Raw genomic sequence first — 15,656 nt, 5'->3', positions numbered from 1 at the left:
GATCGCCATGGCGCGAGAGCTGGTCTACACGGGGTTCATGTCGCTGGACGGCGTCGTGGACTCGCCCGGGGGAACGGCCGAGGGGCACCGCAGCGGCGGATGGGTGATGCAGACGCCGTTCGTGCCGGAGGCGTACTCGCTGAAGGGCGAGGAGATCGCGGAGACCTCGGCGCTGATGTTCGGGCGCCGCAGCTATGAGGCGTTCGCTCCCATCTGGCCGAAATCGGAGGACCACGCGGCCTACAAGGAGCTGCCGAAGTACGTCGTGTCCGGCTCGCTGGGCGAGGACGAGCTGGTCGGGGACTGGGGGGAGATCACGATCCTGCGGTCCACCGAGGACGTGGCGGAGCTCAAGCGGGGCGAGGGCGGGGCGATCTTCATCCACGGCAGCGCGGAGCTGGCGCGCCGCCTGGCGGATGCGGACCTGATCGACCGCTACAACCTGCTCGTGTTCCCGGTTCTGCTGGGGGCGGGGAAGAGCCTGTTCAGCCGCGAGGACCGGGAGAAGCGGAACCTGTCCCTGCGCGAGTCGGAGAGCTACGGCAACGGCGTGGTGAAGGTCGTCTACGACGTCGTGCGCTGAGGCCTCCGCTGAGGTCTCACGGGGCCCGGCGGTCGCCATCCGGATCGTTGATGGGAGAGGCCGGCCTCCTCCGGGCGTTGATCTTGACGGTGTCGCCCCCTTCTCCCGTCCGGCGTTCCGACCGGGCGCGGCGTCTTGCGGGGCGGGGGTTCAGGCCGGCGGCGAGGGCGGGGAGGGGGACCCGCCGGTCGGTCGGGTGCGGCGCTCTGCAGAGCGAAGGTTCAAGCAGGCAGCGACGGCAGCGGAAGGGGCGGGGCCGGGCGCCTCACCCGGGTGCGGCGCCTCGCGGGGCGGGGGTCCAGGCCGGCGGCGAAGGCGGGGAGGGGCACCGGCCGGTCGGTCGGGTGCGGTGCCCCACGGGGCCGGGGTTCAAGCGGGCGGCGAAGGCGGGGAGGGGCGGGGTGGCCGCGTTCACCAGCTCGGCGCGTGCTCCTAGCGGGAGGAAGCGGCGTCCCTGCGGCGCGGCCGGGCCGCCCGCACCCACCAGGGGGTCATATCCCCTATGCCGGGTTTGCGCCGAGGATCGGGCGGGGCGGGGGCGCCCTGCGCACCTCCGCGGCACCCCCGATTACATCTACCAGCGAGTAGTAAGCCACGAAGCCCCCACCACCCCCTCCCCGGTTACCCAGAGTGGCCAAGGTGGGCCCTCCCGGCAGGGCAAATGCGACATCTCGCCCCACCTCTGCCTTCCCCGGGTTCCGGACCTCTGCTTTGCGGCCTTGCAGGCGGCTCGAATCCCTGAGCGCCGGCCCGATCGGCCCCGTTCGGGCCCCTGGAGGGCCGATCCAGGCCGGGATGCGCGCCCAGGAATCACCGGGGTGCTCTCGCGGTGCGCAGGGCGCCCCTCCTCGCCTTCACTGTGCGTGTTCGCCCAGGTCAGGGAGGGGTGGTGGTTTCAAGAGCGGCCGGCCCCGGCGCCGGGGCGGCGCCTGCGCGGCGATCCCGACGCCCCTGCCCGCTCTGCCGCACCCGACCGGCCGCCCCAACCCCCTCCCGCCGTCGCTGTCTGCTTGAACCCTCGCTCTGCGGGGCGCCGCGCTCGACCGACCAGCCGGCCGGTCCCCTCCCCGCCGTCGCCGCCCGTTTGAACCCCCGCTCCGCGAGACGCCGCGCTCGGCCGGAACGCTGGACCGCTGATGGAAAAGGGTGGGCTTCTCCTATCGCTAGGCGCAGCGTCGCGGAATGTGTACTATGCGTGTGGGATGTTTTAGTGAACACGAAGACGGCCCCGGCGGGCAGCCGGGGCCGTCTTCGTATTCGGGCTACAGCTCGCCGGCCTTCAGGGCGTCGACGAAGGCACGCCACTCGGTGCCTCCGAAGGAGACGTGTCCGAGGTGGCGGTTCTTGGTATCGCGGATCGCGGCCCCGCTGGCGGTTTCAGCGACTTCGACGCAGTCCTGGGTCTTGCCTCCGCTGTAGCTGCTCTTGCGGAAAACCAGGCGGGATGTCTTGGTCATGGGTGCTCCCTTGGTGGCGGAAGACGGCTACAGAGCGGACGTGGTTCGGTTGGTCCGGGCGGCGCTTCACGGAGGGGCGTACCGGCTTGGCGTCCATAGGGGACGGCTAAGGAACGCACGATCGATGGCTCAGTCCTGGCGCACCGGCATGGTGTACGCCAGCTCGTAGCGGTCCGGCGGAACAACGATGTCGGCGGTTTCGACGGGCCGTTCCTCGGTGCAGTAGGTCCGCTGGATCACCAGGACGTGCGCGTTGCGCCCGATTCCGAGGCGGTCGGCTTCCTCCGCCTGGGCGGGGCGTGCTCTCACGACCTCGTCGGCCTGGGTGATGCGGTGGCCGATCAGGCCCATCCGCTCGACCACGCCCCGTCCCGCGTGCACGCCGTCCTCGGGGAGGACGACCTCGGTGCCGCGAGTGATCTCCAAGGGCTCGTAGCTGGTCGACAGCATCACCGGCTCGCCGTCCCCGGTGAAGGTGTAGACGGTGCGCATCACCTCGTCGCCGGGCTCGATCGCGAGCCGCTGCGCGACCGCCTCGGGGGCCGGCACCGGCTCCGAGGCGGACTCCCACCCGCCCCTGACCGCCTGGGCGGCCATGTCCGCGCGGAACGGGCTCCCGGGTCTGTTCTCCCGGTACCAGGAGCGGGTCAGGCGCCGCACCGGCGCACGGGGCCGGACATAGGTCCCCGAACCGGTGCGGGAGATGACGTATCCCTCGGTGATCAACTGCTGTACGGCATCGGCGGCCACGCGCGGGCCGACCTTGAATTCGTCCGCGACGGCCTGCCTGGAGGGCAGGCGGTCCCCAGGTGCGTAGTCCCCCGAGATGATGCGTTGCCGCAGCGTATCGGCAACGCGCTGATAGGTCGGGCGGCCCACGGCTGCTCCTCGTCACGGATCGATTTGCACGGACAGCTTGACAAGGCGGTACGTGCCGAAGCAAGCTGCACGTACAGATTTTTAACTGGCACGTGCAGATTGTGAGATTAGCACCGGTACGGCTCCGGCGACTGCGCTGCCCGGGCCCGTAGTGCGGCCCGTCTGTTCCTGACGAACGCCGTCCCAAGCTGGGCGGCCCCGCTTCGAGGAGGTCGCTGATGCGGCTCTCACTGCTCCTGTCCTTCCTGGCCTGGCTCCCCGTCTGCCGGTTCCCGGCCTGGGGGCCGCCCGGACGCCATCGCGCCGCCCGCCGCACCGCACCCGCGTCCGCCCCCAGGCCCGCCCCGGCCCTGAAGCCGGTTCCGGAACCGGCGGCCGCGCCGCCCGCGCCCGCCGCGCGCCCCGAGGCCGAGCCCTCGCCCATCCGCCCCTACACCCGGTGGCAGATCCCGGACTACAACGCCCTGTGCGACCTCACCCTGCGCCACAAGAACCGCTGGAGCCTGAGCTACAAGGACGGCCAGGACGCCTGCTACACCGCCACCTCACTCATCGAAGACGGCGTCGTGGTGGCGGCCTCCTCCACCGACCTGCTCGACGCCGCCCTCACCGAGTTCACCCCCTCGCCCCGGGTCCGCGCCTACGCCCTCGACCCCCGGGCCGCAACCATGGCCCGCGAATCCGAGCAGCGCCTCCTCGCCCGGATGATCCGAGAGGCGGCAGCCGCATGACCGCCGGACAGACAACTCGCCTCCTCTACCCCCGGGTCCACCGGCCCGACCCCGTCACCGACGCCGCCGACGCCCTCTACGACCGCCTCTCCGACGCACTCAAGGAACGCGGCCGCACGGCGGCCGAACGCGCGCTCAACCAGCAGACCGCCGACGACGCCTTCACCGCCCTGGACGAACACCTCCGCGCCGGCGGCCGACTGCCCACCCCCTGGAAGACCGCCACCGGCCCACCGGTATGACCACCGGCCGCGAAGAGCGGCCATGAGAAAAGCGGCCCGCGACGCCTCCGCGTCGCGGGCCGCTCGATCGAGCAGCGGCAGGGCTCCGGCTCAGGCGCCGGCCTCCTGCTTCTCCTCCTGCTCGCCCTCTTCGTCCTTCTTCTCCGTGGAGTGCGGGGAGCCGGCGGTGCCGGGCTTGCCCGTGTCGTCGGCCTTGCCCAGGGCGCTCTTCTCCACCCACTCGTCCCACGGCCGGACCCAGAAGCCCCAGCCGTTGTCGACCTCCATCTCGCGGCCGCTGTTCTTGATGTCGACCGGGTCGCCGGGCAGCGACTCCTCGTAGAACCAGCCGGCGTCGGAGACCGCCATGTTCACGCAGCCGTGGCTGGTGTTGGCCTCACCGAGCAGCCCGTTCCAGGAGGCCGCGTGCAGGAACTCCCCGCTGTTGGAGATCCGCACCGCGTACTCCACGAACTCCTCGTAGTAGCCGGGGTCGCCGGGCTTGACGCCCAAGGTGTCGTTGCTCATCCGGTAGTCGGTGTGCTTCTCCATGGTGAGGTGCACGCCGCTGCGGGTGATGAACTGGTGCTGGGTGTTCTGCCCCAGGCTGACCGGGAACTCCTTGACCTGCTTCCCGTCGCGCTCCACCGTCATCTGGTGGGTGTCGTTGTCGATCTCGGTGATCTGGGACCGGCCGACCTTCATCTCGAACGACGAGTTCTCCATGCCGTACACCCCGTCGGAGGACTCCACCCCGGCCAGGTTGAGGTCGACGGTGACGGTCTGGTCCGGCTCCCAGTACTCCTCGGTGCGGAACACCGCGCGCTTGTCGCCGAACCAGTTCCAGGCGCCCTTGGCCGGCTTCTCCGAGGTGACCTCCATGGCCGCCTCCACCTGCGCCTTGTTCTCCACCGGCATGTCGAAGTCGATGATGACCGGCATGCCGACGCCGACCTCGGTGTCGGTGGCCAGGCCGCGCTCGAAGGTGTCGTCCTTGACCTCCAGCCGCTGGCCGTCCGGTGCCGCGGCGGCGACGAAGGAGCCGGTGGTCTCGGTCTCCTCGCCGTCGGCGTTCTCCGCGACCGCGGTGACCTCCACCTCGCTCCCCGGGATGAGCGTCCAGTGGCTGGTCCAGGTGCTCTTGTCCTTGTTCAGCGCACCGGTCATCGAGGTGTCGGGCTCGCCCTCCCCGGAGGGGTCGGTCTGCTCGACGGTCACGTCGGTGATCTCGCCGTTCTCCGCGCTGACGGTGATCGGCTCGCCGAAGGGGACCTCCTTCGCGCCGTCCTCAGGGGAGATGGAGATGACCGCGTCCTCCGCGGCGCCGGTCAGATCTCCCTCGCCGGTGCTGCAGCCGGTGGCGAGGAGGACGGCGGCGGCGCCGATCGCCCCGTGCTTCAGGGCGAGGGGGAAGGGGGAGCGGGGAGTCACTGATCCTCCAGGTCGTCTTCAAAGGGGGGAGCGGCGCGGCGGCAGCGGCGGGGGCGCCTCCGCACTCTGAGACTCGTGGGGCGGGTGATCGGTTCAGGGATATGCCGAATCGACCCGAAATAATCCACCGGGCCCATTTCACCGCATCGGTCCGGGGCCCGGAGCGGCAGGGGCCCCGCTGGCCGGATCCGGCCGGACGGTCGGTCCGGCCGGATCCGCCCTCACCTCCGGCCGTCCGCGGAGGGCTCGTCCTCGGTGCCCTCGCCGAGCCCGTCCTCGCACGGGTTCGCGGTGGCGTCGCGGCCCTCGATGCCCTCATCGCCGGGGTCCTGCCCGTCGCCGAGGGAGACGGGCAGGGAGAACGGACCGGACCCGGCGAGCGCGGGGGCCGGACCGCTCGCCGGCTCCGGGGCCGGGCCGCCCTCCCCGCTCTCCTCCTCGCCGTCCTCGGACCCGTCGGACCCGTCGGTCTCCAGCCCGGTCTCCTCGACCGGCCGGTCCTCCCTGATCGCGGTGAACAGCCGGGCGGCGTCCTCCTCGCGCCAGACCACCCGGTTGGGGTCGGTGGGCGCCTGGGCCCACGGGACGGTGTAGAAGGAGATCTCGTCCAGTTCGGAGTCGGCCAGGGTGGAGCCGAGCGAGACCATCGCGTCCAGCGTCAGGTCGCTGTCGGTGGCGGTGTGCGCGGAGACCGCGCGCAGCAGGCCGTCCAGCTTGCGCGGGTCGGTCAGCACGTCGCTGCTGGTCGCCTCGGCGGCCAGGGCGCCGAGGAACATCTGCTGCCGGTCGATCCGGCCGATGTCGCCGCCGTCGCCGATCTCGTAGCGGGCGCGGACGAAGGCGAGCGACTCCTCGCCGTCGAGCACCTGCTCGCCGGCGTCCAGGTCGAGCTTGGACCGCTCGTCCCGCATCGGCTCGGGGATGCACATCGGCACGCCGCCGATCGCGTCCACCATGTCGCGGAAGCCCACGAAGCTGAGGTGGGCGAAGTGGTCGATGCGGATGTCGGTGAGCGACTCGATCGTCTTCACCACGCAGGGCGGGCCGCCGTGGAACAGCGCCGCGTTGATCATGCCGTAGTAGCCGGTGGTCCCCTCGGTCTCGCCGTAGGCGTCGCACTGCGGGATCTGCACCAGCGAGTCGCGCGGGAAGTTCACCACGGTGACCCGGCTGTCCGGCGAGATGTGCGCCAGCATCAGCGAGTCGGACCGCTCGCCGACGAAGTCGCGGCCGCCGTAGGCGGCGTTCCCGTTCTCCCGGCCGTCGGAGCCGATGAACAGGATGTTGACGTCGTCGCCGATCTTCTCCGGCCGCTCCTCTTCGGGCAGCGCGCTGTCCAGGTCGTGCTGGACCATGTCGGCGCGGAGCGACCGGTAGTAGCCGTAGGCGCCGGCCGCCCCGGCCAGCAGCACCAGGGCCAGGCAGGCGGCGGTCCAGGCCGCCACCCGGGGCCAGCGCCGGCGGCGGGCGGGCGCGGCGGCCGCCGGAGCCGGATCGCCGGAGCCGGGCTTCTCCTCGGCGGGCTCCGCGGCGGCCGCGGCCTCTTCGGACTCGGCGGCCTCCTGCGGCTCCGCGGCGCCTTCCTCCCCGGCCGGGGCCGGGGTGCCTTCGGTGCCGCTGCCGCCGTTCGCGCTGTCCGTGCTCTGCGGGGCGTCCGCCTCGCCGTCGTTCCGGGGCGTGCGGGCTTCGTCATCGGGCATGGAGGGGTTCTTCTCGACGAGAGGGCGTTGGGACGGGGCGTACCGGGCCCGCCGGGCGCCGGGGGAAGGGCTGCCGGGACGGGGGCCGGGCGGATCACAGCGCAGTGCGGCGGGGGCGTCCGCAGAACCGCCGGGGAAGGCGGTGAGGGAGATCCTACGAGATGGCCGGGCCCTAATGTGCGCGGGGGGCGCCCGAATTCAGGAACGGTGCCCGGAAACCCGGGGAAAATCTCCGGGGGCGCGTTGCCGCGCCCCCGGAAGGCCGAGGTCAGGCCTTGCGCGCATAGAGCCCGTCGGCGAGGTAGACCAGCGCCGCGGCGACCACGATCTGCACGATCAGCACGAACAGCCAGAAAGTCGAGAACAGCGAGGCGATCCACCCGCCGACGAACGCCGCGACGATGCCCAGCAGCAGGGTGAGCCAGATGGCGATGTGCTGCTTGCCGGGGACGACCAGCCTGCCGAGCGCACCGATGATCAGGCCGACCACGATCGCGCTGATGATGCCCGTGATAGTCATGGAATCCCCCCTCCATCGGGATCTCTCCCTGGGGGGTTTCTTTCCGCCCGGACGGCCGATAATGTCTCTGAACTGCGCTTTTGCCGTTGCTAGACCGGCGTGCGGGTGCCGCTTTGGCGGGGCGGGCGCGCGGTCATCCGTTCCAGAAGTCGCTCTCCTCGGGGTCCTTGGTCTTGGACTTGGCGGTGCGGCGGCGCGAGGCGGGGCGCTCCTCGGTCTCGGTGGCGGCGGGGGCCGCGGCGGCCGGGGAGGCGGCGGAAGAGGACGCGGTGGAGCGCGGACGCCGGCCCGGCTTGCGGGTGGCGGCCTTCTTCTCCTGCTCCTTGTCCGCGGCCGGCTCGGCGGCCGGGGCGGCAGGGGCGGCGGGCGCCGGAGCGGGCGCCGGCCCGCCGCCGGTGTGGATGTTCAGCGCCTCGTCCTCCACGGTGAGCATGCGCTGCATGGCCTGCGGCACCGCGGGCGGCCGCTCGCCGCGGTAGTGCGCGCCCAGCACCTCCAGGGCGTGGTCGCAGAGCATCCGGCGGCCGGCCTCCGGGCGCTGGCCGCTGAGCTCCTGCAGCTCGGGCAGGTGCAGCTCGCGCAGGAGCCGGACGGCGGCCCGGATCCGGTCCCGGACCCGGCGGTCGGCCACCGCGATGGAGAGCATCTCGGCCTCGGCCAGGCCGTCGGTGGGGGCGCCGCCCTCCAGGGCCGCGTCCCGCTCGGCGATGAACAGGGCGGTGAGCTGCCGGGTCGATTCGCGGGCGGCGGTGCGCGCCTCGCCGCGGTGCACGTGGCGGGAGTGCAGCCAGGTCACGGTCACGCTGCTGACCAGGCAGATTCCACCGCCGGTCAGCACGAGCAGGAATTCGTTCACGGGATCCTCCGGAAGGCGGGGGGCGGGGCGCCGCGCGTGATCCGGCAGCATTCGCGAGCCGAGGGTGGATTGTCAAGTCCGAGCGGAAATGCACCGTCCGTCCACCGGCGGTTCGAGGACCGGAAATCCACAGGGTGTGGACAGGGTTCCGGAAAAGCGGAAGGGGGAGGGGCGGGAATCGGAACCCCCGTCCCTCCCCGCGGAAACGGGGCGGTGCCGCGTCAGTGCGCGACGGCCTTTTCCGCGCCCGCGCCGGTGAGCGAGCGGACCTCCATCTCCGCCTGCTTCTTCGGGTTCCGCTCCGAGGAGAGCATCGTCCCCACCCAGCCGAGCAGGAAGGACAGCGGAATGGAGACCAGGCCCGGGTTGCTCAGCGGGAACAGCGCGAAGTCGGCCCCGGGGATCATCGACTTCTCACCGCCGGAGACCGCCGGCGAGAAGACGATCAGCAGCAGCGCGGCGCTCAGCCCGCCGTACATGCTCCACAGCGCGCCGCTGGTGTTGAACCGCCGCCAGAACAGCGTGTAGAGGATGGTCGGCAGGTTGGCCGAGGCCGCCACCGCGAAGGCCAGTGCGACCAGGAACGCCACGTTCTGGTTCTTGGCCAGGATGCCGCCGGCGATCGCCAGGGCACCGATCACCAGGGCGGTGATCCGGGCCACCTTGACCTCGTTGACCTGGTCGCCCGCCCCCTTGCGCAGCACGTTGACGTAGACGTCGTGCGCGAACGAGGCCGAGGCGGTGATGGTCAGCCCGGCGACCACGGCGAGGATGGTCGCGAAGGCGACCGCCGCGATGAAGCCGAGCAGCAGCGGGCCGCCCAGCGCCAGCGCGAGCAGCGGCGCCGCGGAGTTCACCCCGCCCGGCGCGCCGTTGATCTCGTCCGCACCGACCAGCGCGCCCGCGCCGTACCCGAGCACCAGGGTGAACAGGTAGAAGAGCCCGATCAGCGCGATCGCCCAGACCACCGAGCGGCGCGCCTCCTTGGCGGTGGGCACGGTGTAGAAGCGCATCAGCACGTGCGGCAGGCCCGCGGTGCCCAGCACCAGCGCGATGCCCAGCGAGAGGAAGTCCAGCTTGGTCAGCCAGCTCTCGCCGTACTGGGCGCCCGGTGCGAGCAGCGCCTCGCCCTTGCCGTCCGGCCGGGCGGCGGCGTCGGCGAGCAGCTCGGACAGGTTGAAGCCGTGCAGCGCCAGCACCCACACGGTCATCGCCAGCGCGCCGCTGATCAGCAGCCCGGCCTTGATGATCTGCACCCAGGTGGTGCCCTTCATGCCGCCGATCAGCACGTAGACGATCATCACCACGCCGACCACGGCGATCACCACGTTCTGGCCGACCTCGCCCTCGATGCCGAGCAGCAGGTTGACCAGCGAGCCGCCGCCGGCCATCTGGGCCAGCAGGTAGAAGAAGGAGACCGCGAGGGTGGCGATGGCGGCCGCCGCGCGCACCGGGCGCTGCCGCATCCGGAAGGCGAGCACGTCGCCCATGGTGAACTTGCCGGTGTTGCGGAGCAGCTCGGCGACGAGCAGCAGCGCCACCAGCCAGGCCACCAGGAAGCCGATGGAGTAGAGGAAGCCGTCGTAGCCGTTGATCGCGATGGCGCCGCAGATGCCGAGGAACGACGCGGCGGACAGGTAGTCGCCGGCGATCGCGAACCCGTTCTGCGGCCCGCTGAAGGACCGCCCGGCCGCGTAGTAGTCGGCCGCGGTCTTGGTGTTCCGGCTGGCGCGGAACACGATGAAGAGCGTGACCAGGACGAACAGCCCGAACACGCTCATGTTGAGCACCGGGTTGATCTCGGTGATGGTGCCGCCGGTGTCGGCGAGGAGGAGGGAGGCGGGGGTCGTCACTTCGTCTCCTCCAGTTCATGCCGGAGCTTGTCGGCGATCGGGTCGAGGCGCCGGTTGGCGTAGCGCGCGTACAGCCCGGTGATCACGAAGGTGGTGACGAACTGCAGCAGGCCGAAGACCAGGCCGACGTTGACGTTGCCGAACACCGGGGCGGCCATGAAGTCCGGTGCGTAGGTCGCCATCAGGACGTACAGCAGGTACCAGGTGATGAAGAAGGCGGTCAGCGGGAAGACGAAGACCCGCAGCCGCCGCCGCAGCTCGGTGAACTCCGGCCCGGACTGCACCTCCTCCCAGTCGCGCTCGGGCGCGCCTCCCACGTCGTCGTCGCTGGCGCTCACTTCGACCTCCAGGGGGATGGGTTCATGTGTTCCACGCCACATTAGAAACCGGGTGTCCGGGCCCGTCACCTCCGTTCGCCCGAACCGCCGCACGGTGCGGTGAGCGGTCGACGAGCGGTCGCCCCGGCGCGACGAGCGGCGTCCGCCGGGGTCAGCGCAGGGAGGGGCCGCGGTGGTCGTCGTCCAGGTGCAGCCGGAGCAGCGCGGTGCGCGCCCAGGCCGGCGGGCGGCCGGCCAGCGACACCCCGGTCATCACGGCGAACGCCAGCGGGACCGTCCACGGCGCGGGCTGGGCGACCAGCACCCCGGCCCAGCCGTCGGCCGGCGGCGCGAACAGCGCCAGCGCGATCGCCCCGGAGGAGGCCAGCAGCCCGGTCAGCACCCCGGCGAGCGCGCCGGCCGGGGTGAGCCGGGACCACCACACCCCGAGCACCAGCAGCGGGCAGAAGGTGGACGCCGCCACGGTGAAACCCCAGGTGACCAGCACGCCGGCGTCGATCCTCGCGGCGGCCAGCGCGAGCAGCACCGCCACCGGCGCGGCCGCCAGCACCGCCGCCCGCAGCCGGCGCAGCCCGCCGCCGGGCAGCAGGTCGTGGGCGAGCGCGCCGGCGATCACCAGCAGCAGCCCCATCGAGGTGGCCAGGAACGCGGCGAACGCGCCCGCGGTGAGCAGCGCGGTGAGCAGCGACCCCTGCCAGCCGTCGTCGACCTGCGCGGGCAGCGCCACCACCGCGGTGTCGGTGGCGCCGGACAGGTACAGCTGCGGCACCAGCACCCGGGAGAGCGCCCCGTACACCCCGGGGAACAGGTAGAAGACGCCGAGCAGCGCCACCGTGATCGCCGCGGTGCGCCGCGCCGACCGGCCGTCCGGGCTGGTGTGGAAGCGCATCAGCACGTGCGGCAGGCCCATGGTGCCCAGCACGGTCGCGGTGAGCACCGCCAGGGTGCCCAGCAGCGGGTGGCCGGAGCCGTCCACGTCGAGCAGCGGCCGCTGCCAGTCCGGGCCGCCCGGCGGGGCACTGCCCAGCACCTCGGGGACCCGGCCGCCCTCGGCGAAGACCAGCGTGCGGCCGGCGTCCACCCGGTGGTCGCCGGGGGCGGCCCGCCACGCGGTGCCGTCCGCCTCGGTGATCAGCACCGGTTCGCTCACCCGCAGCGTGGCGGCGGTCTGGAAGGAGACCGGGGTGTCCCGCTCGAAGTGGGTGAAGGCCTCCGGGTCCAGCGCCTCCTGCCGGACGTCCGGCCCGGCCAGCGCGAGCAGCCACAGCGCCGGCACGATGAACAGCACCAGCTTCAGGCAGAACTGGAAGGCCTGCACGTAGGTGGCGGCCCGCATGCCGCCCAGCGCCAGCGCGGTGGCGACCACCGCCCCGGCGATCACCACGCCGACCCAGTAGGGGGTGGGGCTGACCGCGCTGAGCACCAGCCCGGCGGTGCGCAGCTGGGGGACCAGGTAGAGGCCGGCGACGACCAGCACCACCACGGCGCCGAGCCGGCGCAGCCCGGGCGAGCCGAGCCGCGCCTCGGCGAAGTCGGGCACGGTGAGCGCGCCGGACCGGCGCATCGGCGCGGCGACCAGCACCAGCATCGCCAGGTAGCCGGCGGCGAACCCGACCGGGTACCAGAGCGCGCCCGCACCGTGCTTGAGCATCAGCCCGGCCACCCCGAGGAAGGACGCGGCGGACAGGTACTCCCCGGAGACCGCGGCGGAGTTGAGCAGCGGCGACACCCGCCGCGAGGCGACCAGGAAGTCGGAGGTGGTGCGCATCGCCGCCACCCCGCGCAGCCCGATCGCCAGGGTCACCACCAGCAGCGGCACCAGCGCGGCGAACGCGGTCACCGGTCCTCGCCCGGATCAGGCCGCCGTGCGGGCCCGCCGGAGTCCTGCCCCGCCGGCCGGTCGGGGCCGCACTCCGGATCGCCTCCGGGCCGGTCCGCCGCCTCGCCGGAGGGGCGGCCGGGAGGCCCGCCCGGGAGGCGGGCCGCCGGTCCCGCGGATCCGCCTGGCGGGCGGTCGGCGGGGGCGTCCGGCCCGCCGGGGGCGCGTTCGATCCGCTCGGCCCGGAGCAGCTGCCAGAACCCCAGCGCGGCCATCGCCGGGTACGGCAGCACCCCGATCATCAGCCAGGACACCGGGACGTCGAGCAGCCGCAGGTCGTCCAGGCCGGGCCGGGCCCACAGCAGCAGCGGCAGCCCGGACACCAGCACCGCGACCAGCAGCAGCGCCACCCCGGCCTGCGCCCGCTGCCGCCGGTAGAGCGCCTCGGCCCGCTCGGCGTCCCCGGGGTCCAGCCGGGCCACCCGCCACCGCCCCCGCGCCCGCCCGCGCGCGTGCGCCAGCCGCGTCTGCGGACTGCTCACCGCCACCCGCCGGGACCGCTCCATCAGCCCCGCCCCCGCACCGTCGCGGGCCCGCCGGGACCCCGGCCCGCCCCGGCCCGCCCCGGCCCCTCGCGTCGATCTCGGCGCTGCGGCCCTACCAGGGCGCCCTGATAGGGCCGCAGCGCCGAGATCAGCGGGGAAGCGGGGCGGCACGGGGGCGAAGACCCCCGGCGGTCGGCCGCGTACCCGGCAGCCTCTGGGCCCGCCTCCTTCACCCGGGCGCAGGAGCGCGTCGCGCGGGCGGCCGGCGGCGGTCCGGAGCGGGGGGACCGGCGAGCCGCGGCCGCCCTCCGCCAGGGCGCTCCGCCCACCGGTTCCCGAGCGGGCCGGGAACGCCGCGCCCCGTCCGCGGCGCGGGGCCCGGCCGGGACCGGGGCCGGCCCGGTCATGGGCGGCCTCCGCCGAGTTCGCCGCGGCGGGCGGCGGCCATCAGCTGCTCGCGGAGCTCGCGGGCGTGCCGGCGGCTGACCGGGACGTCGCCGATGTCGGTGTGCGCGAGCAGGCCGCCCGCGGTGTCGCTGCGCAGCTCCCGGACCGCGTCCAGGGAGACCAGGTAGCCGCGGTGCACCCGGCTGAAGCCCGCCTCCGACCAGTACTCCTCCAACCGGGAGAGCGGCATCCGCAGCAGGTGCACCCCGGAGCGGGTGTGCAGCCGCACGTAGTCCCCGTTGGCCTCGGCGAACAGCACCTCGCTGCGGCGCACGTAGCGGGTGCGCCCGGCGTTCTCCACCGGGAGCACCGGCATGGTGTCCGGCGGGACGGGGGCGGGCGGCGGCACCCGGGGCGCGCCGGCGGGGGACGGGCCGGCCATCCGCACCACCTTGTCCAGCGCGGCGGCCAGGTGCTCGGCGCGCACCGGCTTCAGCAGGTAGTCCACGGCGCCGATCCGGTAGGCGGCGACCGCGTGCCGCTCGTGCGCGGTGACGAACACGATCGCCGGCGGCTCGCTCAGCCGGGCCAGCAGCGAGCCCAGCTCCAGCCCGTCCAGGCCGGGCATGGAGATGTCCAGGAAGACCGCGTCGAACCGGCCGGCCTGGATGCTCTTCAGCGCGCCGATCGGCTCCTCCGCGGTGACCACCTCGGCGACGTCCGGGGCGTCTCCGAGCAGCCGGGCCAGCTCCTCCAGGGCGGGCAGCACGTCGTCCACGGCGAGCACCCGGAGCCGGGCGCGCGGGCGCGGCGCGCCGGCGGTCACGGCAGCACCCCCGGCTGGAACCGGGGGACCCGGACCACCACCCGGGTCCCGGCGTCCTCGGCGGTCTCCACGACCAGCCCGTACCAGGGGCCGTAGACGTGCCGCAGCCGCCGGTCCACGTTGGCCAGCCCGACCGAGTCCGGGTCGCCCCGGCCGGCCAGCACCTCGCGCGCGGTCCGCGGCGGCATGCCCCGCCCGTCGTCCTCCACGCTGATCACGCAGTCGTTCCCCTCGGCCTCGCCGGAGACCAGCACCCGGCCGGCCCCGGCGCGCGGCTCGATGCCGTGCCGGATCGCGTTCTCCACCAGCGGCTGCAGCACCAGGTAGGGCACGGCCACCCCGAGGACCTCCGGCGCCACCCGCACCTGCACCCGGAGCCGGTCGCCGAGCAGCGCCCGCTGCAGCGCCAGGTAGGTCTCGATGGCGTGGAACTCGTCGGAGACGGTGGTGTAGTCGCCGTGCGAGGCCAGGCTGTACCGGGTGTAGTCGGCGAAGTCGAGCATGAGGTCCTGGGCGCGGTCCGGGTCGGACCGGGCCAGCGACGCGATGACGGTGAGCGCGTTGTACACGAAGTGCGGGGAGATCTCCGCGCGCAGCGCCCGGAACTCCGCCTGGGCGGCGCGCTCCGCGGTGGCCTCCAGCCGGGCCCGCTCCAGCGCGGCCGAGACCAGCGCCGCCGCCTCGCGCACCGCGGATGCGGGGACGTCGCCGTAGACCACCAGCGCCCCGGCCAGCTCGTCGTCGACGTGCAGCGGCACCGCCGCCAGCGGCGCCCGGCCGGCCGCCGCCTCGGTGCGCAGCACCGCGTCCAGCAGCGGCGCGGTGTCGGCGTGCTCGGCGGGCCGCCCGGCCCACACCGGGGAGCCGGACAGGTCGGCCATGGCCAGCCCGCGCGCGCCGAGCAGCCGGCGCAGCCGCCGCGCCGCGACCCGGCAGCCGGGCCCGGACAACCCGTCCTTCAGCCGCTCGGTCACGGTGCGCGCGGCGACCAGCGTCGCGGTGGGGTCGGTCTCCGTCCGGGCGCGCACGAACGGGACGCGGTCGAGTCGGGCGGGGCGCGATGGCATGGCCGGTTCCGTCACGAGTGGCGAGCGGTCGGGTCGGTCGGTGCGGGTGATGCGGGACACGGACACCGGAATTCTAGATCCAGGGCCCGCCGCCCGTCCTCCCTGCACCGGCCCCGGGCCCATCGGCCGGTTCCGGCCTGCGCGGGCGCGCGCCTCCGGGGCGGGGGAAGGCGCCCACCCCTCTTGACCGCCGAGCAGGGCGGCGCCCCGGTCGGCGCGCGCAGCCTGCTCGGGGTGGTGGCCCTGGGCGCCGGGCACGGCGACACCGCCACCCCGGCCGCCGAGGGGGACGGCGCCGATGCCGCGCCGGCCGGGCCCGCCGAGCCGCTCGGCCGCGACCCCGACGCCGCCCGACCGCCCCGCCGCGCCCTCCCGCGGAACTCAACGGCCGTCCGGGCCGTCGGACAGTGCGGGGGCGGGAGGCCGCCCCCGCCACCCGAACC

General features: G+C 73.8%; 15 protein-coding genes. 3 read left to right on the top strand and 12 right to left on the bottom strand.

Features of this window, described 5'->3' with window-relative positions; all coding sequences use genetic code 11:
• The first annotated feature begins 7 nt into the window (after positions 1–7).
• Positions 8–583, top strand: coding sequence for a dihydrofolate reductase family protein (locus J0910_RS01055; protein ID WP_420156629.1), 576 nt, complete (start codon positions 8–10; stop codon positions 581–583).
• A 1,262-nt stretch (positions 584–1,845) separates the two neighbouring features.
• Here J0910_RS01055 and J0910_RS01050 read toward each other — a convergent pair.
• Positions 1,846–2,040 (bottom strand): DUF397 domain-containing protein, encoded by a 195-nt coding sequence (locus J0910_RS01050; RefSeq protein ID WP_420156628.1) that lies wholly within the window; start codon positions 2,038–2,040, stop codon positions 1,846–1,848.
• A gap of 129 nt (positions 2,041–2,169) precedes the next feature.
• Positions 2,170–2,919 (bottom strand): GntR family transcriptional regulator, encoded by a 750-nt coding sequence (locus J0910_RS01045; protein WP_420156627.1) that lies wholly within the window; start codon positions 2,917–2,919, stop codon positions 2,170–2,172.
• 218 nt (positions 2,920–3,137) lie between these two features.
• On the opposite strand from J0910_RS01045, the gene J0910_RS01040 reads away from it, so the two are divergent.
• The gene (locus J0910_RS01040; protein ID WP_420156626.1) at positions 3,138–3,650 is read left to right on the top strand and encodes a hypothetical protein; all 513 of its coding nucleotides are present in this window, start codon (positions 3,138–3,140) and stop codon (positions 3,648–3,650) included.
• On the top strand, positions 3,647–3,892 hold the full coding sequence (locus J0910_RS01035; protein ID WP_420156625.1) for a hypothetical protein: 246 nt from the start codon (positions 3,647–3,649) through the stop codon (positions 3,890–3,892). Before J0910_RS01040 ends, J0910_RS01035 begins: the two co-directional genes overlap by 4 nt.
• Positions 3,893–3,982: 90 nt before the next feature.
• On the opposite strand, the gene J0910_RS01030 is transcribed toward J0910_RS01035, so the two are convergent.
• The 10 genes from J0910_RS01030 to J0910_RS00985 all read right to left on the bottom strand — a co-directional run bounded on the left by J0910_RS01030 (position 3,983) and on the right by J0910_RS00985 (position 15,213).
• The gene (locus tag J0910_RS01030; protein ID WP_420156624.1) at positions 3,983–5,302 is read right to left on the bottom strand and encodes a L,D-transpeptidase; all 1,320 of its coding nucleotides are present in this window, start codon (positions 5,300–5,302) and stop codon (positions 3,983–3,985) included.
• Positions 5,303–5,523: 221 nt separating this feature from the next.
• Positions 5,524–7,002, bottom strand: coding sequence for an LCP family protein (locus J0910_RS01025; RefSeq protein WP_420156623.1), 1,479 nt, complete (start codon positions 7,000–7,002; stop codon positions 5,524–5,526).
• 268 nt (positions 7,003–7,270) lie between these two features.
• On the bottom strand, positions 7,271–7,522 hold the full coding sequence (locus J0910_RS01020; protein ID WP_420156622.1) for a GlsB/YeaQ/YmgE family stress response membrane protein: 252 nt from the start codon (positions 7,520–7,522) through the stop codon (positions 7,271–7,273).
• A 133-nt stretch (positions 7,523–7,655) separates the two neighbouring features.
• On the bottom strand, positions 7,656–8,378 hold the full coding sequence (locus J0910_RS01015; RefSeq protein WP_420156621.1) for a hypothetical protein: 723 nt from the start codon (positions 8,376–8,378) through the stop codon (positions 7,656–7,658).
• Between the two features lie 221 nt (positions 8,379–8,599).
• Positions 8,600–10,186, bottom strand: coding sequence for a solute symporter family protein (locus J0910_RS01010; RefSeq protein WP_474646605.1), 1,587 nt, complete (start codon positions 10,184–10,186; stop codon positions 8,600–8,602).
• A 41-nt stretch (positions 10,187–10,227) separates the two neighbouring features.
• Positions 10,228–10,611 (bottom strand): DUF485 domain-containing protein, encoded by a 384-nt coding sequence (locus J0910_RS01005; protein WP_420156620.1) that lies wholly within the window; start codon positions 10,609–10,611, stop codon positions 10,228–10,230.
• Positions 10,612–10,720: 109 nt separating this feature from the next.
• Positions 10,721–12,409 carry a sodium/solute symporter gene (locus J0910_RS01000; RefSeq protein WP_420156619.1) on the bottom strand — a complete coding sequence of 563 codons (1,689 nt, stop codon included), beginning with the start codon at positions 12,407–12,409 and terminating at the stop codon, positions 10,721–10,723.
• The gene (locus J0910_RS00995; protein WP_420156618.1) at positions 12,406–12,954 is read right to left on the bottom strand and encodes a hypothetical protein; all 549 of its coding nucleotides are present in this window, start codon (positions 12,952–12,954) and stop codon (positions 12,406–12,408) included. Before J0910_RS00995 ends, J0910_RS01000 begins: the two co-directional genes overlap by 4 nt.
• A 382-nt stretch (positions 12,955–13,336) precedes the next feature.
• Positions 13,337–14,146: a LytR/AlgR family response regulator transcription factor gene (locus J0910_RS00990; RefSeq protein ID WP_420156617.1), complete on the bottom strand. Its 810-nt coding sequence runs from the start codon at positions 14,144–14,146 to the stop codon at positions 13,337–13,339.
• The gene (locus J0910_RS00985) at positions 14,143–15,213 is read right to left on the bottom strand and encodes a sensor histidine kinase (RefSeq protein WP_420156616.1); all 1,071 of its coding nucleotides are present in this window, start codon (positions 15,211–15,213) and stop codon (positions 14,143–14,145) included. The genes J0910_RS00990 and J0910_RS00985 overlap by 4 nt, the downstream gene beginning before the upstream one ends.
• Positions 15,214–15,656 lie beyond the last annotated feature (443 nt).

Origin of the sequence: Nocardiopsis oceanisediminis, from assembly GCF_048595525.1 — a bacterium.
In the GTDB taxonomy this organism is placed as follows: domain Bacteria; phylum Actinomycetota; class Actinomycetes; order Streptosporangiales; family Streptosporangiaceae; genus Nocardiopsis_A; species Nocardiopsis_A oceanisediminis.
Note: the sequence above shows the minus strand (reverse complement) of the source record. Positions and strands in the feature narration are given on the sequence as shown.